Annotated in this window: 17 protein-coding genes and 1 pseudogene; 10 read left to right on the forward strand and 8 right to left on the reverse strand. The window is 60.8% G+C overall.

The window, feature by feature from the left end; genetic code table 11:
• Positions 1–35: 35 nt before the first annotated feature.
• Genes ACSJLU_RS03835 through mtnN form a run of 3 tightly spaced genes read right to left on the reverse strand, consistent with a single transcriptional unit; the run spans position 36 to position 2,159 of the window.
• Positions 36–650, reverse strand: coding sequence for a TRIC cation channel family protein (locus ACSJLU_RS03835; RefSeq protein ID WP_038873529.1), 615 nt, complete (start codon positions 648–650; stop codon positions 36–38).
• Complete coding sequence (btuF, locus tag ACSJLU_RS03840) at positions 650–1,435, reverse strand: vitamin B12 ABC transporter substrate-binding protein BtuF (RefSeq protein WP_038630197.1); 786 nt, start codon at positions 1,433–1,435, stop codon at positions 650–652. Before btuF ends, ACSJLU_RS03835 begins: the two co-directional genes overlap by 1 nt.
• Positions 1,436–1,457: 22 nt before the next feature.
• Positions 1,458–2,159, reverse strand: coding sequence for a 5'-methylthioadenosine/S-adenosylhomocysteine nucleosidase (gene mtnN, locus ACSJLU_RS03845; protein ID WP_049200308.1), 702 nt, complete (start codon positions 2,157–2,159; stop codon positions 1,458–1,460).
• 129 nt (positions 2,160–2,288) lie between these two features.
• Here mtnN and dgt point away from each other — a divergent pair, with 129 nt between their 5' ends.
• Both dgt and degP read left to right on the forward strand, forming a co-directional pair.
• Positions 2,289–3,806, forward strand: a complete 1,518-nt coding sequence (gene dgt, locus ACSJLU_RS03850; RefSeq protein ID WP_049294832.1) for a dGTPase — start codon at positions 2,289–2,291, stop codon at positions 3,804–3,806.
• Between the two features lie 180 nt (positions 3,807–3,986).
• Positions 3,987–5,426: a serine endoprotease DegP gene (degP, locus tag ACSJLU_RS03855; protein ID WP_049294833.1), complete on the forward strand. Its 1,440-nt coding sequence runs from the start codon at positions 3,987–3,989 to the stop codon at positions 5,424–5,426.
• Between the two features lie 68 nt (positions 5,427–5,494).
• Here degP and barA read toward each other — a convergent pair whose 3' ends face one another.
• Positions 5,495–8,221 (reverse strand): two-component sensor histidine kinase BarA, encoded by a 2,727-nt coding sequence (barA, locus tag ACSJLU_RS03860; RefSeq protein ID WP_049204768.1) that lies wholly within the window; start codon positions 8,219–8,221, stop codon positions 5,495–5,497.
• Between the two features lie 66 nt (positions 8,222–8,287).
• Here barA and rlmD point away from each other — a divergent pair, with 66 nt between their 5' ends.
• The 8 genes and pseudogenes from rlmD (at position 8,288) to ACSJLU_RS03900 (ending at position 19,245) form a co-directional block, all read left to right on the forward strand.
• Positions 8,288–9,637: a 23S rRNA (uracil(1939)-C(5))-methyltransferase RlmD gene (rlmD, locus tag ACSJLU_RS03865; RefSeq protein ID WP_164063996.1), complete on the forward strand. Its 1,350-nt coding sequence runs from the start codon at positions 8,288–8,290 to the stop codon at positions 9,635–9,637.
• Between the two features lie 9 nt (positions 9,638–9,646).
• Positions 9,647–11,878 (forward strand): GTP diphosphokinase, encoded by a 2,232-nt coding sequence (gene relA / locus ACSJLU_RS03870; protein ID WP_025301597.1) that lies wholly within the window; start codon positions 9,647–9,649, stop codon positions 11,876–11,878.
• 102 nt (positions 11,879–11,980) lie between these two features.
• Complete coding sequence (gene mazG / locus ACSJLU_RS03875) at positions 11,981–12,775, forward strand: nucleoside triphosphate pyrophosphohydrolase (RefSeq protein ID WP_342096419.1); 795 nt, start codon at positions 11,981–11,983, stop codon at positions 12,773–12,775.
• A 351-nt stretch (positions 12,776–13,126) separates the two neighbouring features.
• Positions 13,127–14,764 (forward strand): glutamine hydrolyzing CTP synthase, encoded by a 1,638-nt coding sequence (gene pyrG, locus ACSJLU_RS03880; RefSeq protein WP_004932674.1) that lies wholly within the window; start codon positions 13,127–13,129, stop codon positions 14,762–14,764.
• 81 nt (positions 14,765–14,845) lie between these two features.
• The gene (eno, locus tag ACSJLU_RS03885) at positions 14,846–16,141 is read left to right on the forward strand and encodes a phosphopyruvate hydratase (RefSeq protein WP_025301599.1); all 1,296 of its coding nucleotides are present in this window, start codon (positions 14,846–14,848) and stop codon (positions 16,139–16,141) included.
• Between the two features lie 286 nt (positions 16,142–16,427).
• Entirely contained in the window at positions 16,428–17,618 is a 1,191-nt protein-coding gene (locus ACSJLU_RS03890) for an NAD(P)/FAD-dependent oxidoreductase (protein WP_025301600.1), read from the forward strand.
• A pseudogene (locus tag ACSJLU_RS03895) lies at positions 17,615–18,018 on the forward strand (hypothetical protein). Before ACSJLU_RS03890 ends, ACSJLU_RS03895 begins: the two are co-directional and overlap by 4 nt.
• 30 nt (positions 18,019–18,048) lie before the next feature.
• Complete coding sequence (locus ACSJLU_RS03900) at positions 18,049–19,245, forward strand: methionine gamma-lyase (protein ID WP_043135867.1); 1,197 nt, start codon at positions 18,049–18,051, stop codon at positions 19,243–19,245.
• Between the two features lie 37 nt (positions 19,246–19,282).
• Here the strand turns inward: ACSJLU_RS03900 and ACSJLU_RS03905 are convergent, their stop codons facing one another.
• The 4 genes from ACSJLU_RS03905 to ACSJLU_RS03920 all read right to left on the reverse strand — a co-directional run bounded on the left by ACSJLU_RS03905 (position 19,283) and on the right by ACSJLU_RS03920 (position 25,719).
• Positions 19,283–20,677 (reverse strand): amino acid permease, encoded by a 1,395-nt coding sequence (locus ACSJLU_RS03905; protein ID WP_025301603.1) that lies wholly within the window; start codon positions 20,675–20,677, stop codon positions 19,283–19,285.
• Positions 20,678–20,779: 102 nt separating this feature from the next.
• Complete coding sequence (hutH, locus tag ACSJLU_RS03910; protein WP_025301604.1) at positions 20,780–22,315, reverse strand: histidine ammonia-lyase; 1,536 nt, start codon at positions 22,313–22,315, stop codon at positions 20,780–20,782.
• Positions 22,312–24,003, reverse strand: a complete 1,692-nt coding sequence (gene hutU, locus ACSJLU_RS03915; protein ID WP_342096420.1) for a urocanate hydratase — start codon at positions 24,001–24,003, stop codon at positions 22,312–22,314. The genes hutH and hutU overlap by 4 nt, the downstream gene beginning before the upstream one ends.
• A 375-nt stretch (positions 24,004–24,378) precedes the next feature.
• Complete coding sequence (locus ACSJLU_RS03920) at positions 24,379–25,719, reverse strand: MFS transporter (protein ID WP_025301605.1); 1,341 nt, start codon at positions 25,717–25,719, stop codon at positions 24,379–24,381.
• Between the last annotated feature and the right edge of the window lie 6 nt (positions 25,720–25,725).

The following is a 25,725-nucleotide window of genomic DNA, read 5'->3' on the forward strand; positions in this document are numbered from 1 at the left end:
CGGCGTTGCCACGCGTCGCCCCGCAGGGCGACGGCTCAGCGTTCGAGAATAAAGGCGGGCAGCTTGAGGTGCCAGCGGATGGCCGCCAGCCGAATGGCCAGCGTGATGATCATGCCCAGCATCATGGCCTGTTGCAGCGGCATGTGGAAGGTGTAAAACGCCGTAGCGTGCACGATGCCGCCGATGATGCAGGCGGTGGCGTAAATTTCGGTGCGCAGGATCATCGGGATCTCGCGCGCCAACACGTCGCGGATAATGCCGCCGCCGACGCCGGTGATCACTCCCATGCAGATCGCCACCAGCGGGCCGGTGCCGGCCGCGAAAGCCTTGTTGACGCCGATGCCGACGAACACCGCCAGCCCGACGGCGTCGAGCACCGGCAGCACCCATTTCGGCAGGCGGCGCGGCTGGCGCACCAGCAGCAGCGTCAATACGCAGGTGATCATCGCCACCACCAGATCGGTGGGATCCTTGACCCAGAACACCGGGCCGTTGGCCAGCGCCATATCGCGGATGGTACCGCCGCCGACCGCAGTGACCACGCCCAATACCAGTACGCCGAACGGATCCATGCGCAGCTTGCCGGCTAACAGTACGCCGGAGACGGCGAACACCGCCGTGCCGAGAATATCCAACCAGAACACCAGCATCAGCGGATCTCCGCCAGCTGGCGGCACAGCTGCTGCGCCGCCAACAGCAGCCGCGGCCCGCCGCGATTGAACCAGTCTTCGTTCAGCGCGATCACCGGCACCTGCAGCTGCGGCGCCCAGAAGGCTTTCACATTGGCGGCCTCTTTCGCGCCGCCGGTGATGACGATGGCCTGCGGCTGACGCGCCAGCACCTGCTCGCGGCTGATCTGCGGCCAAGGGGTGCGGCTATCGGCGAAGACGTTCTGCCCGCCGCACAGCGCCAGCACCTGGCTTTGCAATGTGGCGCCGGAGCTGGTGAACAGCGGCTGGGTGCCGAACTGCAGCAGCACGCGCCGTGGTGAGTTAGCGGCGTATTGTTGCTTGAGAGCGGCGAACTGGCGGCGAAGGTCGTCTGCCGCCTGATGCGCCTGATCCGGGTGCGGGCTGTATTGCGCCAGCTTATCCAGCAAGCCGGCGATCCCCCCGAGGTTGTCGGCGTCCGCATAGAAGATCGGGATGCCGAACGCGGCGATCTGATCCAGCACGCGCTGCGGATTGCCGCCGCGCCAGGCGAGGATCAGGTCCGGCTTGAGCGCCAGCACCCGCTCCAGGTTGATGCCCTGCCAGGAGGCCACCTGCTCCAGCTTGGCGGCCTGCGGCGGGTAATCGGAATAGGCGCTCGCCGCCACCAGCACCTCGCCCATGCCGGCGGCATAGGCGAGCTCGGTGGCGTTGGGCGCCAGGCTAATCACCCGCTGGGCGGCGCCGACCGGCAGGGCCAGCCAGAGCGCCAACAGACAGAGCATCGAGGTGAAGCGCAGCCTCACATCAACCGCGCTTGGCCAGGGTTTGCAGCATGGCATTGACCATCAGCGTAGACTGCTTGGCCGCTACCACCAGGAACTCGTCAAAGCTCATGTGCGACTCGCTGTCGGCGACGTCGGAAATGGCGCGCACCACCACGAACGGCGTGCCGAACAGATGGCAGACGTGGGCGATCGCCGCGGCTTCCATTTCCACGGCGGCGACGCGCGGGAAAGTGGCGCGGATGCGCGCCAGCGGCTCGGCGCCGTTGATGAAGGCGTCACCGCTGCAGATCAGGCCGCGCACCGCGTGCAGATCCAGCTGTTTGATGCAGCTTTCCGCCAGCGCGATCAGCGCGTCGTCGGCGACGAACGCCGCCGGGCAGCCGGCCATCTGGCCCGGCTCGTAGCCGAAGGCGGTGACGTCGGCGTCGTGGTAGCGCACTTCTTCCGACACCACGATATCGCCCACGCGCAGGGTGCTGGCCAGGCCGCCGGCGGAACCGGTGTTGATCACCAGATCCGGGCTGCAGTGTTCCAGTAGCAGGGTGGTGCCCATGGCCGCAGAGACTTTGCCGATGCCAGATTTCAGCAAGGCCACGTCAACGCCGCCGATCTGGCCGGTGTAGATTTCGCAGCCCGCGCGCTGGATGGTTTGACGGTTTTCGATTTGATCGCGCAGCAGGGTGACTTCCTGCTCCATTGCGCCGATGATGCCTACTTTCATAAATAACACTCGCTGATTGGCCGTGAGAATTGCGGCATAGTCTATCATGGCTGTGTATCAGAGATAATGCGTTGCATCCGCTGCCGGGAATTGTTATCACGGGGGCAGGGCGCAACGGCGGAGAAACAGATGTCCGGGATCGACTTCAAGCAAAAAATCAGCTTCCAACGGCCTTTCAGCAAACCGATCGAGGCCGAGGAAGAGTACGACATCGTGCGGCAGTTCGAGAGCGATCGCGGGCGCATCGTCAACTCGGCCGCCATTCGCCGTCTGCAGCAAAAAACCCAGGTGTTTCCGCTGGAACGCAACGCGGCGGTGCGCAGCCGCCTGACGCACTCGATGGAGGTGCAGCAGGTTGGGCGCCACATCGCCAAAGAGATCCTCAATCGCTTCAAACAGGCGGGGAGAATTGATGAGCTCGGCTTGACCCGGCTGCTCGATCCGTTTGAAAGCATCGTGGAAATGGCCTGCCTGATGCACGACATCGGTAATCCGCCGTTCGGACACTTCGGCGAGTCGGCGATCAACGACTGGTTCGCCCAGCGGCTCGATCCCGCCAGCTGCGGCAGCGAGCCGGGCAGCCACGATCGCTGCCAGGTGGCGACGCTGCGCCTGCATGAAGGGGAGGGCGATCTGAACCGGCTGCGCAGCCGGATCCGTCAGGATCTCAGCCACTTCGAGGGCAACGCTCAGGCGATCCGCATGGTGTACAGCCTGCTCAAGCTCAACCTGACCTACGCGCAGGTCGGCTGCATTTTGAAATACACCCGCCCGGCCTACTGGGCGAGCGACATCCCTGCCAGCCACAGTTACCTGATGAAAAAGCCCGGCTACTATCTGGCGGAAGAGGCCTTCGTCGATCGGTTGCGGCGCGAGCTGCACATGGGCGAGTTCGATCGTTTCCCGCTGACCTATATTATGGAGGCCGCCGACGATATCTCGTACTGCGTGGCCGATCTGGAAGACGCGGTGGAGAAGAGCATTTTCACCGTCGAGCAGCTGTATCAGCACCTGATTCAGGAGTGGGGCGAGGTGGTGCCGGGCGATCTGTTCGACAAGACCGTCGCCAGCGCGTTTCGCAAGATCGATCGCGGCGGCGCGCGGCGCAGCGCGGAAGATCAGTTCTTCATGTATCTGCGGGTGTTTACCGTGGCGCGGCTGGTGCCGCATGCGGCGCAGCGCTTTATCGACAATCTGGACGCGGTTTATCAGGGCAATTTCAATCAGGCGCTGCTGGAGGATTCCAGCCCGGCCTATCGGCTACTGAAGATATTTAAAAATGTGGCGTTCAAGCACGTGTTCAACCACCCTGAGGTCGAGCAGCTCGAGCTGCAAGGCTATCGGGTGATCAGCGGCCTGCTGGACATTTACAGCCCGCTGTTGGCGATGTCGCTGGCGGACTTCAGCCAGCTGGTGCGCGAGGACAGCCATCGCGCTTATCCGATTGAAACACGCCTGTTCCACAAGCTGTCCACCAAGCATCGGCTAGCGTATGCGGAGGCGGTAGAAGGGCTGCAGCATTTATCGCCGGAGCAGCAAGCCATTCGGGAATATTATTTCCGCGCGCGTTTATTGCAGGACTATATCAGCGGAATGACCGACCTGTACGCCTATGATGAATATCGTCGATTGATGGCGGCGGAATAATTGAGCTGAAGAATAATTGCCAGCAATTCCAACCGGTTGGCTGTCTCGAGTTTTGTAAAGACGGACAATATTTGTTTACTATTGCCAATCATCTGTGCCGGAACTTCGGGCTATTAATTAACTCTGAATAAGCACGCAAGACGGCCATTCTTTTTGAACGACTTTATAAGAGACACACAGATGAAAAAAACCGCATTAGTTCTGAGCGCACTGGCATTCAGTATCGGTATGGCGATGGGCCCGGCGACGGCCAGCGCCGCTGAAACCGCCTCTTCCAGCACCCAACAGCTGCCGAGCCTGGCACCGATGCTGGAGAAGGTGATGCCTTCCGTCGTGAGCATTAACGTTGAGGGCAGCACCACGGTCAATACGCCGCGCATGCCGCAGCAGTTCCAACAGTTCTTCGGTGAGGATTCGCCGTTCTGCCAGGACGGTTCGCCGTTCCAGGGCTCGCCGATGTGTCAGGGCGGTGAACAGCCAGGGCCGGATGGCCAGCCGCAGGGCACGCAGCAGAAATTCCAGGCGCTGGGCGCCGGGGTGGTCATCGATGCCACCAAGGGCTATGTGGTGACCAATAACCACGTGGTGGACAACGCCAACAAGATCCAGGTGCAGCTGAGCGACGGACGCCGCTTCGACGCCAAAGTGATCGGCAAGGATCCGCGTTCCGATATCGCGTTGATCCAGCTGAAAGACTTCAAGAACCTGACGGCGATCAAGATGGCGGACTCCGATCAGCTGCGCGTCGGCGATTACACCGTGGCGATCGGCAACCCGTACGGGTTGGGTGAAACCGCCACCTCGGGCATCGTGTCCGCCCTGGGGCGCAGCGGCCTGAACATCGAAAACTACGAAAACTTTATCCAGACCGATGCGGCGATCAACCGCGGTAACTCCGGCGGCGCGCTGGTTAACCTGAACGGCGAGCTGATCGGCATCAACACCGCGATCCTGGCGCCGGACGGCGGCAATATCGGTATCGGCTTCGCTATTCCGAGCAACATGGTGAAAAACCTGACGGCGCAAATGGTCGAGTATGGCCAGGTGAAACGCGGCGAGCTGGGTATCATGGGCACCGAGCTGAACTCTGAGCTGGCCAAGGCGATGAAGGTCGATGCGCAGCGCGGGGCCTTCGTCAGCCAGGTAATGCCGAAATCTTCCGCCGCGAAGGCGGGCATCAAGGCCGGCGACGTGATCGTCACCATGAACGGCAAGGCCATCTCCAGCTTCGCCTCGTTCCGGGCGGAGATCGGCACGCTGCCGGTCGGCAGCAAGATGTCGCTGGGCATTATTCGCGACGGCAAGCCGGTAACGATTGACGTCACGCTGGAGCAAAGCGCGCAGACCCAGGTGGCCTCGGGCAATATCTACACCGGCATTGAAGGCGCCGAGCTGAGCAATACTCAGGTTGGCAACGTGAAAGGCGTCAAGGTCGACAGCGTGAAAGCCGGCAGCGCCGCCGCGCGCATCGGCTTGAAAAAGGGCGACGTGATCCTGGGCGTGAACCAACAGCCGATCCAGAACCTGGGCGAGCTGCGTAAAATCCTCGACAGCAAACCGTCGGTGCTGGCGTTGAATATTCAGCGTGGCGATAGCCAACTGTACCTGCTGGCGCAGTGATAAACGTCAGGCGCTAAAAGCAACAAAGGCACGCTACGGCGTGCCTTTTTGCATTATGGCCTGAGGATTCAGGCCGGTTGCGCCAGATGCGCGCGCGCCGCGTGGATCACCAGTTCAATCTCATCCAACAGCTCCAGCCACTCCGGCTCCAGTTCGTCGTTGGTGATGCCCTGGCGCAGCTGCCGCTCGAGGTAGAAACACAGCTGCTTGAGGCGCGGCACGCCGCTGTAGCTGCAGCTGCCGTGCAGCTTATGGACCAGGTCGAGGATCTCGTCGTCGTGTTGCCCCTCGAGCAGCGCCTGCACCCGTTCGCGCACCTGCGGCAGGAAATCGAGCAGCATTTGCAGCAGATCGCGCGCCAGATCCGGTTTATTGGCCGCCTGGCGCAGCGCCAGCGGCCAGTCGAGCGACAGCGGGGCATCGTCGGCGACGGCGCTTTCCACGTCGCCGCTGTGGTAGCGCGACAGCACGCGGGTCAGCATTTTCTCGTCGATCGGCTTGGCCAGGTAGTCGTCCATCCCGGCCTGCAGCAGATGCTCGCGTTCGCCGCTGGCGGCATGGGCAGTGACGGCGACGATCGGCGTAGAGTTGTGGTGCGGCAGTTGGCGGATCAGTTCGCTGGCGTGAATGCCGTCCATCTTCGGCATTTGAATGTCCATCAGGATCAGATCCAGCACGTTGTTGCGCGCCAGCGCCAGCGCTTCCTCACCGCTCTCGCACAGCAGCGTTTTTTCCACCTGTTCGCCCAGCAGCGTGCCGATCAGCTTCAGGTTGGCCGGGTTGTCGTCCACCGCCATCACCGTCAGCGGCAGACGTTTACGCTCAGGTGGGGCGGCGAGCCGATCGGGCGTCTCCATTCTCAGCAGCGGGAACAGACGCGTGCTGGTGATAGGCTTGATCAGGCAGCCAAGCGCACCTTGTTGCTTGAGCAGTTCGGCGTCGATCTGCGCCTGGCACGGCAGCGCCAGAATCACCCGATCGGCCAGCTTCAGCGAGGCCAACAATTTGTCCTGATGCTGCGCCATGTTGTCGCGGAACGGGATCGGCACGCCGGCCAGCAGGAAATCGTAATGGCCTGACGGCAGCTGGCCCAGCGTCGGCGAGTGGGTGATCACCAGCTGCGTGACGCTGAGCATGTTGAGCGTCGCCTGTGCCGCCGTCGGGTTGGACTCGATATAGGCCAGCGTTTTGCCGTTCAGATCCGGCAGGCTCGGCGCCAGCGACAGCATGCCCTCGTTCAGATCCAGCGTGATGTGGAACCAGAAGGTCGAGCCGCGATTCAGCTGGCTGTGGAAGCAGATGTCGCCGCCCATCTCCTTCACCAGCTTTTGCGTGATCACCAGCCCCAGCCCGGTGCCGCCGTGGCGGCGGGAGATGCTGGCATCCGCCTGACGGAACGCCTGGAACAGCTGTGACTGCTGGCGTTCGGAGATGCCGATGCCGGTGTCGTGGATCTGCACTTCCACTTCCACCCGGCGATCCAACTGTTTGCGCAGCTCGACGCGGATATCGATATTGCCGGTTTCGGTGAACTTGATGGCGTTCCCCAGCAGGTTGGTGATGATTTGCTGCAGGCGCAGCGAGTCGCCGATCACCTGCTCCGGCACGTCGTTGTGCACATCCAGCGTCAGCTCCAGCCCTTTGTCGTGGGCGCTGGGGGCCAGCAGCACCACCACTTCGTCCAGCGTTTCGCGCAGGGCGAACGGAATATGCTCCAGCACCAGTTTGCCGGCCTCCAGCTTGGAGAAGTCCAGCACATCGTTGATGATGGTCAGCAGGTTGTTGGCCGAGCGTTCGATGGTCTGCAAATAATCGGTTTGGGTTGCGCTCAGATCGGTTTTCAGCATCTGGCGGGTAAAACCGATCACGCCGTTGAGCGGGGTACGCAGCTCGTGCGACATGTTGGCCAGGAATTCGGACTTGATGCGCGCTGCCTCCTGCGCGCGTTTTTTCGCCAAATCCAGCTCGACGTTCTGGATCTCCATCTGCTCCAGCGTTTCACGCAGGTCGGAGGTGGCCTGATCGATGTTCTGCTGCATCTCTTCGTGATAGGCGGTAAGCGACATCGCCATCGAGTTGATGCCGTTCTTCAGCATGTGCAGCTCGCCGAGCATGTAGCCCTCCACGCGGCTGTCGAGCTGGCCGCGGCGGATGCGGTCGACGGTGTTCACCATGTTGCGGATCGGGCCGGTCACGTCGCGCATCAGCCGGTAAGCAAACAGGATGGCGATACACATGCACAGCAACAGCAGCAGGGTGGAGACGAACACCTCTTTATATTGCTGCAACCGCACCGACTGCAGATCCAGCTCGATCGCCACATAGCCCAGGTTGTTGTCGGGGTGGCTGCCGCCGTCGGCGGTTTCATCCGGATACTGATTTTCCGACAGGATCGGCGTGCGGAGGATCAGCGAATCGCCGCGTCGGGTGAGCATCAGCTCGGTGGGCAACGGCACGCCTTTCGGCAGCTGCAGCTGAGCGAAGTTGTGATGATAATTGGAGGTGACGAACAAATTGTTCTGCGCATCGAACACGGTGATCGAACGCACGATGTCCGAATGGCGGCGGTGCAACAGGCTGACCAACTGCCTGACCGATTCGCGGCTGCGGAACGTCATGCCGTACTCGCTGGCCACCGCCAGCGGCTCGATGATGCTGGCGCCGGCGTCGACCAATTGCTCCTGCAGCTCGTTATAGCGGTGCACCACGAAGAAGGTGCTGAGCAGCAAACCAATCAGCAAGGTCGGGGCCAGAATCAGGATCATCATGCGCGCACGCAGGCTGTATTTGGTCATGGGATTCCAATGTGGGAGAATTGACAGCTGACACTAGCTTAATGAACCAGCACACAATCGACAAATATGGCGCAATTCTACTCTCCCAAACGCCGCGTGACGACCCGGCAGAGCTCACAAATCTTCACCGTGACGGTGAGCAATCTCGATCCTTTCGGCCAGGGCGTGGCGCGCCACGACGGCAAAGCGGTGTTCGTGCCGGGCGTATTGCCGGGCGAGCAGGCGGAAATCCAGCTGACCGAAGACAAGCGCCAGTTCGCCAAAGGCAAGCTCAAGCGCCTGCTGAGCCGCAGCCCGCAGCGGGTGGCACCGCGCTGCCCGCATTTCGGCGTGTGCGGCGGCTGCCAGCAGCAGCATGCGGATGAGGCGCTGCAGCAGCAGAGCAAGGCGGCGGCGCTGGTGCGCATGATCGCCCGCGAAACCGGGGTGACCCCGCAGCAGGAACCGGTGATCGCCGGCCCGGAATACGGCTATCGCCGCCGCGCCCGCCTGAGCCTGGCGTGGCAGCCGAAGCTGCAGCGCCTGATGATGGGGTTTCGACAGGCGGCCTCCAGCGAGCTGGTAGCGGTGGAGCACTGCCCGGTGCTGCGCCCGGAGCTGGAACAGCTGCTGGCGCCGGTGCGCGCCTGCCTGAGCGGGCTGCAGGCGGTGCGGCGGCTGGGGCATGTGGAGCTGGTGCTGGCGGATAACGGCCCGCTGCTGGTGCTGCGCCATCTCGATGCCCTGAAAGAGGCAGATCGCCAGGCGCTGTTGGCGTTTGGCGAGCGGGAAAACGTCGCTGTTTATCTGGCGCCGGACAGCGACCGCGTGGAAAAACTGTGCGGTGAAACGCCGTATTATCAGGTTGACGGGCTACGCTTAGACTTCAGTCCGCGCGACTTTATTCAGGTCAATGACGCCGTAAACCAACAAATGGTGGCGCAGGCCCTTGAATGGCTCGACATTCAACCCAATGATCGGGTGCTGGACCTGTTCTGCGGCATGGGGAATTTCACCCTGCCGCTGGCGCGCCGCGCCGCTGCGGTGGTGGGCATCGAAGGTGTTGCCACGCTGGTAGCGAATGGGCAATATAATGCACATAAGAATAAGCTGAATAATGCGTCGTTCTTCCATGAGAATCTGGAGGACGACGTTGAGCGGCAACCTTGGGCAGCACAAGGGTTTGATAAGGTGATGCTGGATCCCGCCCGCGCCGGTGCGGCCGGGGTGATGTCACACATTGTAAAACTGGCGCCGGCGCGGGTGGTGTATGTTTCCTGTAACCCCACCACGCTGGCTCGCGACAGCAAAGTGCTGTTGAACGCCGGTTATCGTCTTGCGCGCGTGCGGATGTTGGATATGTTTCCGCACACGGGGCATCTTGAATCAATGGCGCTGTTTATCAACGAGCGCGCGCCAGAGGTCGCTGCAAAGTAGGGAGAAGTTATGGTTGCGGTAAGAAGTGCACATCTGAATACGGCGGGTGAGTTCGCTCTCGATGAGTGGATCGCCGGCTTGGGGCTACCTAACCCGCAGTCATGTGAGCGATTGGCCGCAACCTGGCGTTATTGTGAGCAGCAGACCCAAAACCATCCCGACGCCTCGCTGCTGCTGTGGCGCGGCCTGGAGATGGTGGAAATCCTCTCGACGCTGAGCATGGACAACGACAGTATGCGCGCCGCGCTGCTGTTCCCGCTGGTGGACGCCGGCATCGTGCAGGAAGAGACCCTGACCGAAGCGTTCGGCAATGGCATCGTCGCGCTGGTGCACGGCGTGCGCGACATGGACGCCATTCGTCAACTGAAAGCCACCCAAAACGACTCGATGGCCTCCGAACAGGTCGACAACGTGCGCCGCATGCTGTTGGCGATGGTGGAGGATTTCCGCTGCGTGGTCATCAAGCTGGCGGAACGTATCGCCCACCTGCGCGAGGTGAAAGACGCGCCGGAAGACGAACGCGTGTTGGCGGCGAAAGAGTGTTCCAACATCTACGCCCCGCTGGCTAACCGGCTCGGCATCGGCCAACTGAAGTGGGAGCTGGAAGATTTCTGCTTCCGCTACCTGCACCCGGAAGAATACAAGCGCATCGCCAAGCTGTTGCATGAGCGCCGCATCGATCGCGAACAGTTCATCGACGACTTCGTCGCCGGGCTGCGCGCCGAGATGGCCAAAGAAGGCATTCGGGTGGAGATTTACGGCCGGCCGAAACACATCTACAGCATCTGGCGCAAGATGCAGAAAAAGCACCTGGCGTTTGACGAACTGTTCGACGTGCGCGCGGTGCGCATCGTGGCGGAGCGTCTACAGGATTGCTACGCGGCGTTGGGCATCGTGCATACCCACTTCCGCCACCTGCCGGACGAGTTCGACGACTACGTCGCCAACCCGAAACCCAACGGCTACCAGTCGATCCACACCGTGGTGCTGGGGCCGCGCGGCAAAACCGTCGAGATTCAGATCCGCACCCGGCAAATGCATGAAGACGCCGAGCTGGGCGTGGCCGCACACTGGAAGTACAAAGAGGGCGCGGGGGTGACCGTGCGCTCCGGCTACGAAGAGCGCATCGCCTGGCTGCGTAAGCTCATCGCCTGGCAGGAAGAGATGGCGGACTCCGGCGAAATGCTCGACGAAGTGCGCAGCCAGGTGTTCGACGATCGGGTCTATGTGTTTACCCCGAAAGGCGACGTGGTGGATCTGCCGGCCGGCTCCACGCCGCTCGATTTCGCTTACCACATTCACAGCGACGTCGGTCACCGCTGCATCGGCGCCAAGATCGGCGGCCGCATCGTGCCGTTTACCTATCAGCTGAAGATGGGCGATCAGATTGAGATCATCACCCAGAAACAGCCAAACCCGAGCCGCGACTGGCTGAACCCGAACCTGGGCTACGTGACCACCAGCCGCGGGCGCTCGAAGATCCACAACTGGTTCCGCAAGCAGGATCGCGACAAGAACATTCTCGCCGGCCGCCAGATGCTGGACAACGAACTGGAGCATCTCGGCATCAGCCTGAAAGAGGCTGAGAAGCTGTTGATCCCGCGCTACAACATGAACTCGCTGGACGAGGTGTTGGCGGCGATCGGCGGCGGGGACATTCGCCTGAACCAGATGGTGAATTACCTACAGGGCAAGTTCAACAAGCCGAGCGCCGAAGAGCAGGATCGCGAGGCGCTGCGCCAGCTGGTGCAGCAGAAAGCGCCGCCGCCGACCCGCAACAAGGATAACGGCCGCGTGGTGGTGGAGGGCGTGGGCAACCTGATGCACCACATCGCCCGCTGCTGCCAGCCGATCCCGGGCGACGACATCGTCGGTTTTATTACCCAGGGGCGCGGTATTTCGATCCACCGTGCGGACTGCGATCAGCTGGTCGATCTGCAATCGCATGCGCCGGAGCGCATCGTCGATGCGGTGTGGGGCGAAAGCTACTCCAGCGGTTATTCGCTGGTGGTGCGCGTGATGGCCAACGATCGCAGCGGGCTGCTGCGCGATATCACCACCATTCTGGCCAACGAAAAGGTCAACGTGCTGGGCGTCGCCAGCCGCAGCGATACCAAGAAGCAGTTGGCCACTATCGACATGGATATCGAAATCTACAACCAGCAGGTGTTGAGCCGGGTACTGGCGAAATTGAATCAGCTGCCGGACGTGATAGACGCCAAGCGTTTGCACGGCAACTAAGCCCATATCGCCTTTCGGGCCGTATCGATAGCGGATGCGGCCCGAAATCCATGAACTCTGCGGGCGCTCCCCTGCGCCCCCATTCTTTCTCAGAGATTTTTTATGACCCAATCCACTCCGCTGCAGCGTCTGCTGAACATCATGAAAACGCTGCGCGACCCGCAGCTCGGCTGCTCGTGGGACCGCAAGCAAACCTTCGCCACCATTGCGCCTTATACGTTGGAAGAGACTTACGAAGTGCTGGACGCCATCGAACGGCAGGACTACGCCGATCTGCGCGACGAGCTGGGCGACTTGCTGTTTCAGGTGGTGTTCTACGCCCAGATGGGGCAGGAGCAGGGGCTGTTCGATTTTGATGAGGTGTGCACCGCCATCAGCGACAAGCTGGAGCGCCGACATCCGCACATCTTCGGCGACGCCGAGGGCGGAGACAGCGAAGCCGTGGCGGCGCGCTGGGAGCAGCTGAAGGCCGGCGAGCGCGCCGAAAAAGCGCTGCACTCGGTGCTGGACGACATTCCACAGGCGCTGCCGGCGTTGATGAAGGCGCACAAGATCCAAAAACGCTGCGCCTCGGTCGGCTTCGACTGGAACACGCTGGGGCCGGTGCTGGACAAAGTGTATGAAGAGATCGACGAAGTGATGCACGAAGCCCGCCAGGCGGTGGTCGATGAGAGCAAGCTGGAAGAGGAGATCGGTGATCTGCTGTTCGCCACCGTGAACCTGTCGCGCCATTTGGGCCACAAGGCCGAGAACGCGCTGCAGGCGGCGAACCGCAAGTTCGAACGCCGCTTCCGGGAGGTGGAGGCGATCGTCCAGCAACGCGGGCTGCGGCTTGAAGACGCCACGCTGGAGCAGATGGAAGACGCCTGGCGGCAGGTGAAGCGCAAGGAAAGTTGAATCGCTGCAACGACAATGTTGATCGCAAACAAGGTTCACTCAGGCTGAAACGGTTAAGCTTACGGTCAGGTCACAGGCGCAGGGCTGCCGTCGGCAGCAAAAGGCCAACAAACTGAAATCTAAGGCGTTTTATCGCTCGATAGGGGCGGTAAAAAGAAATTTTCTCCGCTAACTCTTTGTATTTCCTAGAGGGTTTATGCGGCGCCGGCGGAGTAAACCCTGATGAACACGGGAGGGCGGCCGAGATGATGGACAGCAAAACGATCGTTTGTAGGTCAGGAGAGGTTCGGGTATACTACTTTCCCGTCCTGGTTCTTCCATCGTCTTTAAACCTAAACTCTCAGGTTCAGCATGACAACTAATTATATTTTTGTGACCGGCGGGGTCGTATCCTCTCTGGGTAAAGGCATTGCCGCAGCCTCTCTGGCGGCTATTCTTGAAGCCCGTGGCCTCAACGTTACCATCATGAAACTGGACCCGTACATCAACGTGGATCCGGGCACCATGAGCCCGATTCAGCATGGGGAAGTTTTCGTCACCGAAGACGGCGCAGAAACCGATCTGGATTTGGGTCACTACGAGCGCTTCATCCGCACCAAAATGTCGCGTCGCAACAACTTCACCACCGGCCGCATCTACTCCGACGTGCTGCGTAAAGAACGCCGCGGCGACTATCTGGGCGCGACCGTGCAGGTCATTCCGCACATCACCAACGCGATCAAAGAACGCATCATCGAAGGCGGCGAAGGCCACGATGTGGTGCTGGTGGAAATCGGCGGCACCGTCGGCGATATCGAATCGCTGCCGTTCCTCGAAGCCATCCGTCAGATGGCGGTGGAAGTGGGCCGCGAGCACACCCTGTACATGCACCTGACGCTGGTGCCTTACATGGCGGCGGCGGGCGAAGTGAAAACCAAGCCGACCCAGCATTCCGTAAAAGAGCTGCTTTCCATCGGTATTCAGCCTGATGTGCTGATTTGCCGTTCCGATCGCGCGGTTCCTGCTAACGAACGCGCGAAAATCGCGCTTTTCTGTAACGTGCCGGAAAAAGCGGTTATCTCTCTGAAAGACGTTGATTCTATTTATAAAATCCCAGGCCTATTGAAATCTCAGGGGCTGGACGATTATATTTGTAAACGATTCAGCTTGAACGCACCGGAAGCCAACCTGGCCGAATGGGAACAGGTGATCTACGAAGAAGCCAATCCGGGCGGCGAAGTGACCATCGGAATGGTCGGCAAATACGTTGAGCTGCCGGATGCCTACAAGTCGGTGATCGAAGCGCTGAAACACGGCGGGCTGAAAAACCGTCTGACCGTGAACATCAAGCTGATCGACTCGCAGGACGTAGAAACCCGCGGCGTGGAAGTGCTGAAAGGGCTGGATGCGATCCTGATCCCGGGCGGCTTCGGCTACCGCGGCGTGGAAGGCAAAGTGATGACCGCACGCTATGCGCGCGAGAACAACATTCCTTACCTGGGCATTTGCCTGGGCATGCAGGTGGCGTTGATGGAGTTCGCTCGCAACGTGGCCGGCATGGAAAACGCCAACTCCACCGAGTTTATGCCAGACTGTAAGTACCCGGTGGTGGCGTTGATCACCGAATGGCGCGACGAAGACGGCAACGTCGAAGTGCGCAGCGAAGAAAGCGATTTGGGCGGCACGATGCGCGTAGGTGGCCAACAGTGCAACCTGAGCGACAACAGCCTGGTGCGTCAGCTGTACGGCGAACCGACCATTGTCGAGCGTCATCGTCACCGTTACGAAGTTAACAACATGCTGTTGAAGCAGATCGAAGCCGCAGGGCTGCGTGTCGCCGGCCGTTCCGCCGACAACAAGCTGGTCGAGATCATTGAACTGCCGAATCACCCGTGGTTTGTAGCCTGTCAGTTCCACCCGGAATTTACGTCTACGCCGCGTGATGGGCATCCGCTGTTCGCCGGCTTCGTGAAAGCCGCAGGCGAGCATCAGAAGCGCCAGGTGAAATAAAATATTTGGTGGGCGGCGCGCGGTGAGAACCGCGCGCTGTTTGTCTGGAGTTTTAGTTTAACTTGTACTGAGGAAAACCTAATGTCCAAAATCGTTAAAGTCATCGGTCGTGAAATCATCGACTCCCGCGGTAACCCGACTGTTGAAGCCGAAGTTCATCTGGAAGGCGGTTTCGTCGGCTTGGCTGCTGCGCCGTCAGGTGCTTCTACCGGTTCCCGCGAAGCGCTGGAACTGCGTGACGGTGACAAGTCTCGTTTCCTGGGTAAAGGCGTACTGAAAGCCGTTGCTGCAGTAAACGGTCCGATTGCTCAGGCAGTACTGGGTAAAGATGCCAAAGACCAGGCGAACATCGACAAGATCATGATCGATCTGGACGGCACCGAAAACAAATCCAACTTCGGCGCCAACGCCATTCTGGCGGTTTCCCTGGCAGCAGCGAAAGCGGCCGCAGCCTCTAAAGGCATGCCGCTGTATGAGCACATCGCTGAGCTGAACGGCACCCCAGGCAAATTCTCCATGCCACTGCCGATGATGAACATCATCAACGGCGGCGAGCACGCTGACAACAACGTCGACATTCAGGAATTCATGATTCAGCCGGTTGGCGCGAAGACCCTGAAAGAAGCGGTGCGCATCGGTTCTGAAGTGTTCCACCACCTGGCGAAAGTTCTGAAAGCCAAAGGCATGAACACCGCCGTGGGCGACGAAGGCGGCTATGCGCCAAACCTGGGTTCCAACGCCGAAGCGCTGGCGGTTATCGCTGAAGCGGTAAAAGCGGCGGGCTATGAGCTGGGCAAAGACGTGACGCTGGCGATGGACTGTGCGGCTTCCGAATTCTACAAAGACGGTAAATACGTGCTGGCCGGCGAAGGCAACAAAGCCTTCACTTCCGAAGAGTTCACTCACTTCCTGGAAGAGCTGACCAAACAGTACCCAATCGTGTCTATCGAAGACGGCCTGGATGAATCCGACTGGGCGGGCTTCGCTTACCAGACCAAAGTGCTGGGCGACAAAATCCAGCTGGTGGGCGACGATCTGTTCGTGACCAACACCAAGATCCTGAAAGAAGGCATCGAGAAAGGCATCGCTAACTCCATCCTGATCAAGTTCAACCAGATCGGTTCTCTGACCGAAACGCTGGCTGCAATCAAGATGGCGAAAGACGCTGGTTACACCGCGGTGATCTCTCACCGTTCCGGTGAAACCGAAGACGCGACCATCGCCGACCTAGCGGTAGGGACTGCGGCTGGCCAGATCAAAACCGGCTCCATGAGCCGTTCTGACCGCGTTGCTAAATACAACCAACTGATCCGTATCGAAGAAGCGCTGGGTGACCGTGCGCCATTCAACGGCCTGAAAGAAGTTAAAGGCCAGTAAGTTCGACCGATTCGGTTGTTAAATAAAAACCCGCTGCGGCGGGTTTTTTTGTGGCTATAACCGATATATTAACCAGTAGTTATTTATTAAAAACGGTAGTTTTTAACGGGGTAAATTTATTCCGATATCTCTCTTTCCCGTTTTTATATTCCCATTTTATTTGCTTTATAACTATTCGTTACTAGACTGCCAATAAGGCAGTTTATTTCTCGCCGTTCTGCCGTAGAACTTCATCATCACCATACCTTAATACTGCCGGCTTGCTGGCCGGTTGAGCGGGGGCTTGATGCGACAGCGAATCATCATTATCGGCGGTGGAACCGGCGGCACCATCCTGGCCAATTTATTGGCCGCAAAATTACACCAAGAGATTATTAATAATAAAGTCGAGTTATTAATGATATCGGATTCGCCGCTGCATTATTACAAGCCGGCGTTTATGTATGTGGCGTTCAATGCTTTTTTCAAGCAAGAGCTCACGCGTTCACAGCGGAGTTTATTGCGGCCTGAAATACAGTTTATTGTTGATAAAGCGCAATCTTTCGATTTAAAACAGCGAAGTATAGCTACGCAAAGCGGTAAAATTTATTCCTATGACTTTCTGGTCTTTGCTACCGGCTGTGTCCCTTGGCCAGAACGCATCGAAGGATTGGCGCAGGCGGGCGATCATTTTTATCAGTATCAGGCCGCCAGGCGGCTGGCGCATAAGCTGGCGACGATCGAAAAAGGCCGAATTTTCATCACCGTGTCCTTCCCCGAAACGCCCAACGTGCCCCATCAGTGCGGCATTGCGCCGATCGAAACCACCTTGATGCTGGACGACTACCTGCGGCGGCGCGGCGTGCGCAAGGCGGTAGAGATTGTGTACACCTACCCGACCATTTCCCAACTGCTGCGCAACTGCCTGTTTTTGCAGCGGCCGACCGGCGAAGCGCTGCCCGCCATTTTTGCCGCGCGCGACATTCGCCACCAGCGTGGGTTTACCCTCAGCCGGGTAGACGCCCAGCGTAACATCGCCTATTCCGCCGAAGGGGAAGAACAGCCGTTCGACATTCTGATGGCAACGCCGCCGATTCGCGCAGTCGAGGCGGTGCGCAATACCGGGTTGAGCGAGAGTCAAAACGGCGAAGGCTGGCTGCCAACCGATCATCAAACGCTGCAGGTCTACGGCCAGCAGGGCGTATATGTGATCGGCGATACCGTGGATTTGCCGGTCAGCAAGGCCGGCGGCTCTTGCCATAATCAGGCGCCGGTCATTGCCGACAACATCGTGGCGGAAATGCGGCTGGGCCAGCCCGTGAGCCATTACGATGGCAAGGTGCAGGCGGTCGCGCAAATGGGGCTGAATGCCGGCATGCCGCTGGTCTACGACTACCGGCATGACGTACTGCCGACGCCCGCCACCAAGGTAGGCGGCATGCTGCGTAATGGGTTTAACCGCGGCCTTTACTGGGCCACGGTAAGGGGGCTGATATGACGGAAAGCACGGTGCATGCGGCGGACCTGCAATCATTGGCGGCGTTGCTCGAGAAATTGCAGCCGCTGCTGGCGGGCGGGCGGTTGGATAACGTGGTCGATCTGTTGTCGCTGTTGTCGGACGTGGTGGATATCGCCGACAACGCGCTGGTGGAGAAACTGGCCGGCGTGTTTGAAGGGCTGGTTACGGTCGGTTGGGAGGGGGGACTGCGTTGCAGATGGCGCACAGCGAGCTGCAATTGAATCCTCCGCCGGCCAGTTTTCGCGCGCTGTACGCCTTGCTGAAGCAGCCGGATACCCTGCTGGGGTTGACGCTGCTGCTGCGTACTTTACAAATCATCGGCCAGCGCACGCGAGACAGCGCATTGCCGCCGGCCCTTTCGGATGAATCAACGAATTAAGCTTCACCCACTCAGGTAAGGAGTTGTGTTATGTCCGCTACAGCAGTTGGCCACGACTTTGCCACCCGGGCTATTCATTACGGCTACGATCCGCAGCGGTATCAGGGGGCACTGTCTCCGCCGGTGTTTATGAGCTCTACGTTTGCTTTTCCCACCGCGGAATACGGCGGTGCCTGCTTTGCCGGCACCGAGCCGGGGTACTTTTATTCGCGCATCGCCAATCCGACGTTAACCCTGCTCGAGCAACGCATCGCCAACCTGGAGGAGGGGGAGGCGGCGGTGGCGTTCGCTTCCGGTATGGGGGCGATCACCGCGTGTTGCTGGACGCTGCTCAGACCGGGCGATGAGCTGATTGTCGATGAAACCGTCTATGGCTGTACCTTCAGCTACTTTCATCATGGCTTGGCACGCTTCGGCGTCAAGATAACCCACGTTGACCTGACCCGGCCGGAGCGGCTAGCGTCGGCCATGGGTCCGCATACCCGACTGGTGTATTGCGAAACCCCGGCCAATCCCAATATGCGCTTGGTCGATATCGCCGCCGTAGCGGAGATTGCCCATCGGCATCAGGCGCTGCTGCTGGTGGACAACACCTACTGCACGCCCTATCTACAGCGGCCCTTGGCGTTAGGTGCCGATATCGTGGTGCACTCGGCGACCAAGTACCTCGGCGGGCACGGCGATCTCTTGGCCGGGATAGCGGTGACGCGCCAGGCGTTGGCCGAGGCGATCCGTCTGGAGGGGCTAAAGGACATGAACGGGGCGGTACTGTCGGCGCAGGATGCCGCGCTGGTGCTGCGTGGGATGAAAACCTTGCCGCTGCGCATGGATCGTCATTGCGATAACGCGCAGCGCCTGGCAGAGATGTTGGCGGAGCATCCGGCGGTCGAGCGGGTGTATTACCCCGGCCTGGCGAACTTCCCGCAGCATGCGTTGGCGCAGCGGCAAATGGCGCGCCCCGGCGGCATGCTGGCGTTTGAACTGCGGGGCGGCATGCGTGCAGGCATTCGCTTCCTCAATGCGCTGCAGCTCATTTTGCGCGCGGTCAGCCTGGGCGATTGCGAAAGCCTGGCGCAACACCCGGCCAGCATGACGCACTCGGCCTACACGCCGGAAGAGCGGAAACGGCACCACATCAGCGAGGGGCTGGTGCGGCTGTCCGCCGGGCTGGAGGCGTTTGACGATCTGCAGGCCGATATCCTGCAGGCGCTGGCGCAAGCGCAATAAAAAAACCCGCTGCAGCGGGTTTTATCAACAGCGGGCGTTACATCTGTTGCGTCGCCGCGGTCACCGGCGAGCCGCCGCCTTTTTTGCGCACCCACAGCCAGTAAGCCACGGTGAGTAAAGCGATCCACACCAGCCCGACGTACAGCGCGATGCGGCTCTCTTCGAAGTAGCCGAGCAGGCCGATGACGAACGCCATAAAGGCGGTCGCCAATGCCGGCGCCACCGGCCACCACGGCACCGGGAAGCTCAACTGACGAGTTTCTTCCGGCGACAGCGTGCGGCGCATGACGATCTGCGACAGCAGGATCATCAGCCACACCCAGACGGTGGCGAAGGTGGCGATCGAGGCGATGATCATGAAGACCTTCTCCGGGATCAGGTAGTTGAGCACCACCGCCAGCAGCAGGGCGACTGACATCACCAGCACCGTCATCCACGGCACGCCGCTGGCGGTCAGTTTGGTGAAGCTGCGCGGCGCCTGGCCGTCCTGCGCCATGCCGTACATCATGCGGCCGGCGCCGAAGATGTCGCTGTTGATGGCCGAAATGGCCGCGGTGATCACCACCACGTTCAGCACGTTGGCGGCGGAACTGATGCCAAGGTTGCTGAAAATCTCGACGAACGGGCTGCCGTTCTGGCCGATACTGTTCCACGGATAGATCGCCATCAGCACCGTCAGCGTCAGCACGTAAAACAGCAGGATGCGCACCGGTACGGCGTTGATCGCCTTCGGCAGCACTTTGGCGGGGTCTTTCGCCTCGCTGGCGGTAATGCCGATGATCTCGATGCCGCCGAAGGCGAACATCACCACCGCTAATGACGCGACCACGCCGCCGAAGCCGTTAGGCATAAAGCCGCCGTGTTGCCACAGGTTGCTGATACCGGTGGCGTGTTGGGTTTGCCCGAAACCGAACAGCATCACCGCCGCACCGCCGACGATCATCGCCACGATGGCGGCGACCTTGACCAGCGACAGCCAGAACTCCAGCTCGCCGAAGACCTTGACGCTGCACAGGTTGAGCGCGCCAATAAACAGGATGATGCTGAGCACCCAAACCCACTGAGCGACGTCCGGGAACCACAGCCCCATATAGATGCCGAAGGCGGTGACGTCCGCCAGGGCGACGATCACCATTTCAAAGGTGTAGGTCCAGCCGGTGAGGAACCCGGCCAGCGGGCCGAGGTAGTGGCTGGCGTAGTGGCCGAACGAGCCGGAAACCGGCTGGTGTACCGCCATTTCACCCAGCGCGCGCATCACCATGAACACCGCCGCGCCGCCCACCAGGTAGGCCAGCAGCACGGCCGGGCCGGCCAGCTGGATGGCGCCGGCGGAGCCATAGAACAGGCCGGTGCCGATCGCCGAGCCGAGAGCCATGAAACGGATATGCCGCGCGTTTAGTCCGCGTCTGAGTTGTGTCGTTTCGTTACGCATGTTGTTTCCCGTTAAGTGTTTGCCGAACAGGCACGCGCTGCCCGCGCCGGGTGGAATGCACCCGGCGGGGCAGAACAAACTGCGTGATTCAGTGTGTGATGATTATGCCTGGCTAGGCAGCAGCGCCGCAGGCAGCAGCGATGTCAGGTGACCGGCCGCCAAAAGTTGGCTGGCGGCTTCAATGTCGGGGGCGAAGAAACGATCCTTGTCGTAGAAACTGACATGCTCGCGCAGCAGACGGCGCGCCTGCTCCAGACCTTCCGAGGTCTTCAGGCCGTTGCGGAAATCCAGGCCCTGGCAGGCGGCCAGCCATTCGACCGCCAGAATGCCGCGCACGTTGTCCGCCATGCTCCACAGGCGGCGACCGGCGGCCGGCGCCATGGAGACGTGGTCTTCCTGGTTGGCGGAGGTCGGGATGCTGTCGACGCTCGACGGATGCGCCAGCGCTTTGTTTTCGCTGGCCAGCGCCGCGGCGGTGACCTGGGCGATCATGAAGCCGGAGTTCACGCCGCCGTTTTCCACCAGGAACGGCGGCAGTTGCGACATGTGTTTGTCCATCATCAGCGAGATGCGGCGTTCGGACAGCGAACCGATTTCGGCAAACGCCAGCGCCAGGTTATCGGCGGCCATCGCTACCGGTTCGGCGTGGAAGTTGCCGCCGGACAGCACGTCGCCCTGTTCGGCGAACACCAGCGGGTTATCGGAGACGGCGTTGGCTTCGATTTCCAGCACCTCGGCTGCCTGGCGGATCTGCGTCAGGCAGGCGCCCATCACCTGTGGCTGGCAGCGCAGGGAGTAAGGATCCTGCACTTTTTCACAGTTGCGGTGCGAGTCGGAGACTTCGCTGCGCGCGCCGAGCAGGTGGCGATAGGCGAGGGCGGCGTCGATCTGGCCGCGCTGGCCGCGCACCTCGTGGATACGCGCATCGAACGGGCTGCGAGAGCCCAGCGCCGCTTCCACCGTCAGACTGCCCGCCACGGTCGCAGCGGCGAACAGATCTTCGGCATCGAACAGGCCGCGCAGCGCGAAGGCGGCGGAGACTTGGGTGCCGTTCAGCAGCGCCAGGCCCTCTTTCGCCGCCAGCGTCAGCGGTTTCAGGCCGGCTTTGGCCAGCGCTTCGGTCGCCGGCAGCCATTGGCCCTGATGGCGCGCCTGGCCTTCGCCCAGCAACACCAGGCTCATGTGCGCCAGCGGCGCCAGGTCGCCGGAGGCGCCGACTGAGCCTTTCAGCGGAATATGCGGATAAACTTCGGCGTTGACCAGCGCGATCAGCGCCTGAATGACTTCCAGACGAATGCCGGAGAAGCCGCGCGACAGGCTGTTGATCTTCAGCACCATGATCAGGCGCACCAGGTTGTCGTCGGTCGGCTCGCCCACGCCGGCGGCGTGTGACAGCACGATCGAACGCTGCAGGTTTTCCAGATCGTCGCGGGCGATGCGGGTCGAAGCCAGTAGGCCAAACCCGGTGTTGATGCCGTAAGTGGTGCGGTTTTCTTCAACGATGCGTTCCACGCAGGCCACGCTCTGCTGGATAGGGCCGTAGGCGTTGTCGTCCAGCGTCAGCGTCACCGGGTGTTGATACACGTCGCGTAGCTGGGCCAGCGTCAGTTTGCCTGGGCGAATAGTCAGCGCTTTCATGCTTTTTCTCCTTGGGTCGCGGCAACCATCGGCAGGTTCAGGCCTTGCTCGCAGGCGCAGTCGATAGCGATATCGTAACCGGCGTCGGCGTGACGCATGACCCCGGTAGCCGGGTCATTGTGCAAGACGCGGGCGATGCGCTCGGCGGCCTCGTCGGTGCCGTCGCAGACGATCACCATGCCGGAGTGTTGGGAGAAGCCCATGCCGACGCCGCCGCCGTGGTGCAGGGAAACCCAGGTGGCGCCGCTGGCGGTGTTCAGCAGGGCGTTCAGCAGCGGCCAGTCGGAAACCGCATCGGAACCGTCTTTCATCGCTTCGGTTTCACGGTTCGGGCTGGAAACGGAGCCGGAATCCAGGTGGTCGCGGCCGATGACGATCGGGGCGGACAGTTCGCCGCGGCGCACCATCTCGTTGAACGCCAGGCCCAGCTTGGCGCGCTGGCCGAGGCCAACCCAGCAGATGCGCGCCGGCAGGCCCTGGAAGCTGATGCGCTCGCGCGCCATGTCCAGCCAGCGGTGCAGGTGTTCGTCATCCGGGATCAGCTCTTTCACCATGGCGTCGGTTTTGTAGATGTCCTGCGGATCGCCGGACAGCGCCGCCCAGCGGAACGGCCCGATACCGCGGCAGAACAGCGGACGGATGTAGGCCGGCACGAAGCCCGGGAAGTCGAAGGCGTTGTCGACGCCGGTTTCTTTCGCCATCTGGCGAATATTGTTGCCGTAGTCGAAGGTTGGCACGCCCATCTGCTGGAACGCCAGCATGGCTTTGACGTGATCGGCCATCGACTGCTTGGCGGCGGCGACCACTTTGGCCGGCTCGGTTTGCGCGCGCTGGCGATACTCTTCCCAGCTCCAGCCCTTCGGCAGGTAGCCGTTCAGCGGATCGTGGGCGCTGGTCTGGTCGGTGACCATGTCCGGGCGCACGCCGCGGCGCACCAGCTCAGGCAGGATTTCCGCCGCGTTGCCGCACAGAGCGATAGAGATGGCTTTGCCTTCTGAGGTGTATTTCTTGATGCGGGCCAGCGCGTCGTCCAGATCTTTGGCCTGCTCATCGACGTAGCGGGTTTTCAGACGGAAATCGATGCGGCTCTGCTGACATTCGATGTTCAGCGAGCAGGCGCCCGCCAGCGTCGCGGCCAGCGGCTGCGCGCCGCCCATGCCGCCCAGACCGGCGGTCAGCACCCAGCGCCCCTGCAGGCTGCCGTCGTAGTGCTGGCGGCCCGCTTCAACGAAGGTTTCATAGGTGCCCTGAACGATGCCCTGGCTGCCGATGTAGATCCAGCTGCCGGCGGTCATCTGGCCGTACATCGCCAGGCCTTTGGCGTCCAGCTCGTTGAAGTGTTCCCAGGTTGCCCAGTGCGGCACCAGGTTGGAGTTGGCGATCAGCACGCGCGGCGCGTTGCTGTGGGTTTTGAAGACGCCGACCGGTTTGCCGGACTGCACCAGCAGGGTTTCGTCTTCTTCCAGCGTTTTCAGGGTTTCGACGATCTTGTCGTAGCAATCCCAGTCGCGCGCGGCGCGGCCGATGCCGCCGTACACCACCAGCTCGTGTGGGTTCTCCGCAACTTCAGGATCGAGGTTGTTCATCAGCATGCGTAACGGCGCTTCGGTCAGCCAGCTTTTTGCGTTTAATTGTGTGCCGCGTGGCGCGCGTACATCGACATTGCGAACTTTGTTATTTGTAGTCACAGCAGTTTCCTCAAACAGTATCGGTGCAGATTCCATGCCGCGGTGGGGATGAGTACCACGGCATAACAATGCGTAGGGCTTATTAACATATACTTGTATGTACAAGCATATGCAACACTGACCAGTTGCCGCTGAAAAGTGGCATAAGAAAAAGTTATTTTCTTTTTATATCAGTTTGATATGAGATTTTTTATCGCCGGTCTCACGTACGGAAAGCCGGAGAAAAGTGAGCTGTTCGGCAAAAATGAATTAAAATTGACTCATTTTTGGGCGGCTAGTCACAATATTTTTACAGTCTGATTACAGTTGACGGCGCAGGATAAAAAAGCCCTATCACCGAAGGAAGAAAGCCCGCCGTGGGCGGGCTTGCAAGGGTCAGGCGGCCGGCTGCAGCGTCGGTTTGCGGCTCATCTTGCACACCGTGGCGATGGCGGCGATCAGCGCCGGCACGCACAGGAACATCAGGATGCTCTGCACTTCCCACTGCATGGCCAGCAGTTGGGCGCCCATCATGGTGCCGGCGACGCCGCCGAAGCGGCCGATGCCCTGCATCCAGGCGATGCCGGTGGCGCGGCTGTGGGTCGGGTAGAATGTCGCCGCCAGCGTTTGCAGCCCGGACTGCGCGCCGTTCATGGTGACGCCCATCAGGAAGATGAAGGCGCCTAGCAGCACGATCTGTTTATCCTCGGTGGCCATCGCCACGATCAGCAGGGCGGTGACGACAAAGCCGCTCGAGACCACTTTGTGCGCATTCCAGCGGTCCATCAACCAGCCGGCCACCAGGATGCCCAGCGTGCCGCCGAAGGTGAACAGCGAGGTGAGCATCGCCGATTGCTCCAACTGATAGCCCAATCCCTGCATCAGGATTGGCATCCAGCTCAGCAACACGTAGTAGATCACCAGCCCCATAAAGTAGGTCAGCCACAGCATCAGCGTGCCGAGCAGGTAAGGGCGGCTGAACAGCAGGCCGACGCTGGTCTTGGTCTGCGCCAGCTTCTCTTCGTACAGATAAAAACGCGTCACGCCGTCGAGGCTCCGGCTAACGAAGCGCTGCGCGATGCGCTTGATCTTCGCCGCATCCTGGCCGCGGTTAACCATATATTTAACCGACTCCGGCAGCAGCAGGATCAGCAGAACCGTCAATACCAGCGGCGCAATGGCGCCGAGCAGCAGCACACTGTGCCAGCCGTAGCTCGGGATCAGCCACGATGAAATGGCGCCGCCGCCGGCCGCGCCCAGCGGAAAGCCGCAGTACATGGTGTTGATCGCCAGCGAACGGCAGCGCTGCGGCGCGTATTCGGAGATCAAGGTAATGGCGTTGGGCATCGCCGCCCCCAGCCCGAGGCCGGTGAGGAAGCGCCACAGCGTCAGGCTGTTGAGCGAACCGGCGTAGGCGGTGGCCAAACTCGACAGGCCGAAGAACAGGCAGGAAAACACCAGCACGCGCTTGCGGCCGATGCGGTCGGAGATCGGCCCGGCGATCAGCGCGCCGAGCGACAGCCCCAGCAGCGCGGCGCTCAGCACCGGCCCCAGATCCTGTTTGACGATGCCCCAGTCTTTGGCGACCGAGGGGGCGATATAGCCCATGGCGGCGGTATCGAAACCGTCGATGGCGAGGATCAGGAATCCGAGAATGATCAGGGTCCAGTGAAACAGCGAAAACTTGCTGTCGTCGATGGCCTGTTGAATGTTTAACTCGCTGGTGGAATGAGTCATGGCACC

Source organism: Serratia bockelmannii (assembly GCF_051803255.1).
GTDB classification, from domain to species: domain Bacteria; phylum Pseudomonadota; class Gammaproteobacteria; order Enterobacterales; family Enterobacteriaceae; genus Serratia; species Serratia bockelmannii.

Excerpts from the sequence above, each read along its gene's own strand:
- ACSJLU_RS03920 (WP_025301605.1), bottom strand. The coding sequence starts at position 25,719 with ATGACTCATTCCACCAGCGAGTTAAACATTCAACAGGCCATCGACGAC.
- ACSJLU_RS03900 (WP_043135867.1), top strand. The coding sequence starts at position 18,049 with ATGTCCGCTACAGCAGTTGGCCACGACTTTGCCACCCGGGCTATTCAT.
- relA (WP_025301597.1), top strand. The coding sequence starts at position 9,647 with ATGGTTGCGGTAAGAAGTGCACATCTGAATACGGCGGGTGAGTTCGCT.
- btuF (WP_038630197.1), bottom strand. The coding sequence starts at position 1,435 with ATGCTCTGTCTGTTGGCGCTCTGGCTGGCCCTGCCGGTCGGCGCCGCC.
- ACSJLU_RS03890 (WP_025301600.1), top strand. The coding sequence starts at position 16,428 with ATGCGACAGCGAATCATCATTATCGGCGGTGGAACCGGCGGCACCATC.
- ACSJLU_RS03905 (WP_025301603.1), bottom strand. The coding sequence starts at position 20,677 with ATGCGTAACGAAACGACACAACTCAGACGCGGACTAAACGCGCGGCAT.
- barA (WP_049204768.1), bottom strand. The coding sequence starts at position 8,221 with ATGACCAAATACAGCCTGCGTGCGCGCATGATGATCCTGATTCTGGCC.
- dgt (WP_049294832.1), top strand. The coding sequence starts at position 2,289 with ATGTCCGGGATCGACTTCAAGCAAAAAATCAGCTTCCAACGGCCTTTC.
- degP (WP_049294833.1), top strand. The coding sequence starts at position 3,987 with ATGAAAAAAACCGCATTAGTTCTGAGCGCACTGGCATTCAGTATCGGT.
- hutH (WP_025301604.1), bottom strand. The coding sequence starts at position 22,315 with ATGAAAGCGCTGACTATTCGCCCAGGCAAACTGACGCTGGCCCAGCTA.
- rlmD (WP_164063996.1), top strand. The coding sequence starts at position 8,288 with ATGGCGCAATTCTACTCTCCCAAACGCCGCGTGACGACCCGGCAGAGC.
- pyrG (WP_004932674.1), top strand. The coding sequence starts at position 13,127 with ATGACAACTAATTATATTTTTGTGACCGGCGGGGTCGTATCCTCTCTG.
- mtnN (WP_049200308.1), bottom strand. The coding sequence starts at position 2,159 with ATGAAAGTAGGCATCATCGGCGCAATGGAGCAGGAAGTCACCCTGCTG.
- mazG (WP_342096419.1), top strand. The coding sequence starts at position 11,981 with ATGACCCAATCCACTCCGCTGCAGCGTCTGCTGAACATCATGAAAACG.
- eno (WP_025301599.1), top strand. The coding sequence starts at position 14,846 with ATGTCCAAAATCGTTAAAGTCATCGGTCGTGAAATCATCGACTCCCGC.
- ACSJLU_RS03835 (WP_038873529.1), bottom strand. The coding sequence starts at position 650 with ATGCTGGTGTTCTGGTTGGATATTCTCGGCACGGCGGTGTTCGCCGTC.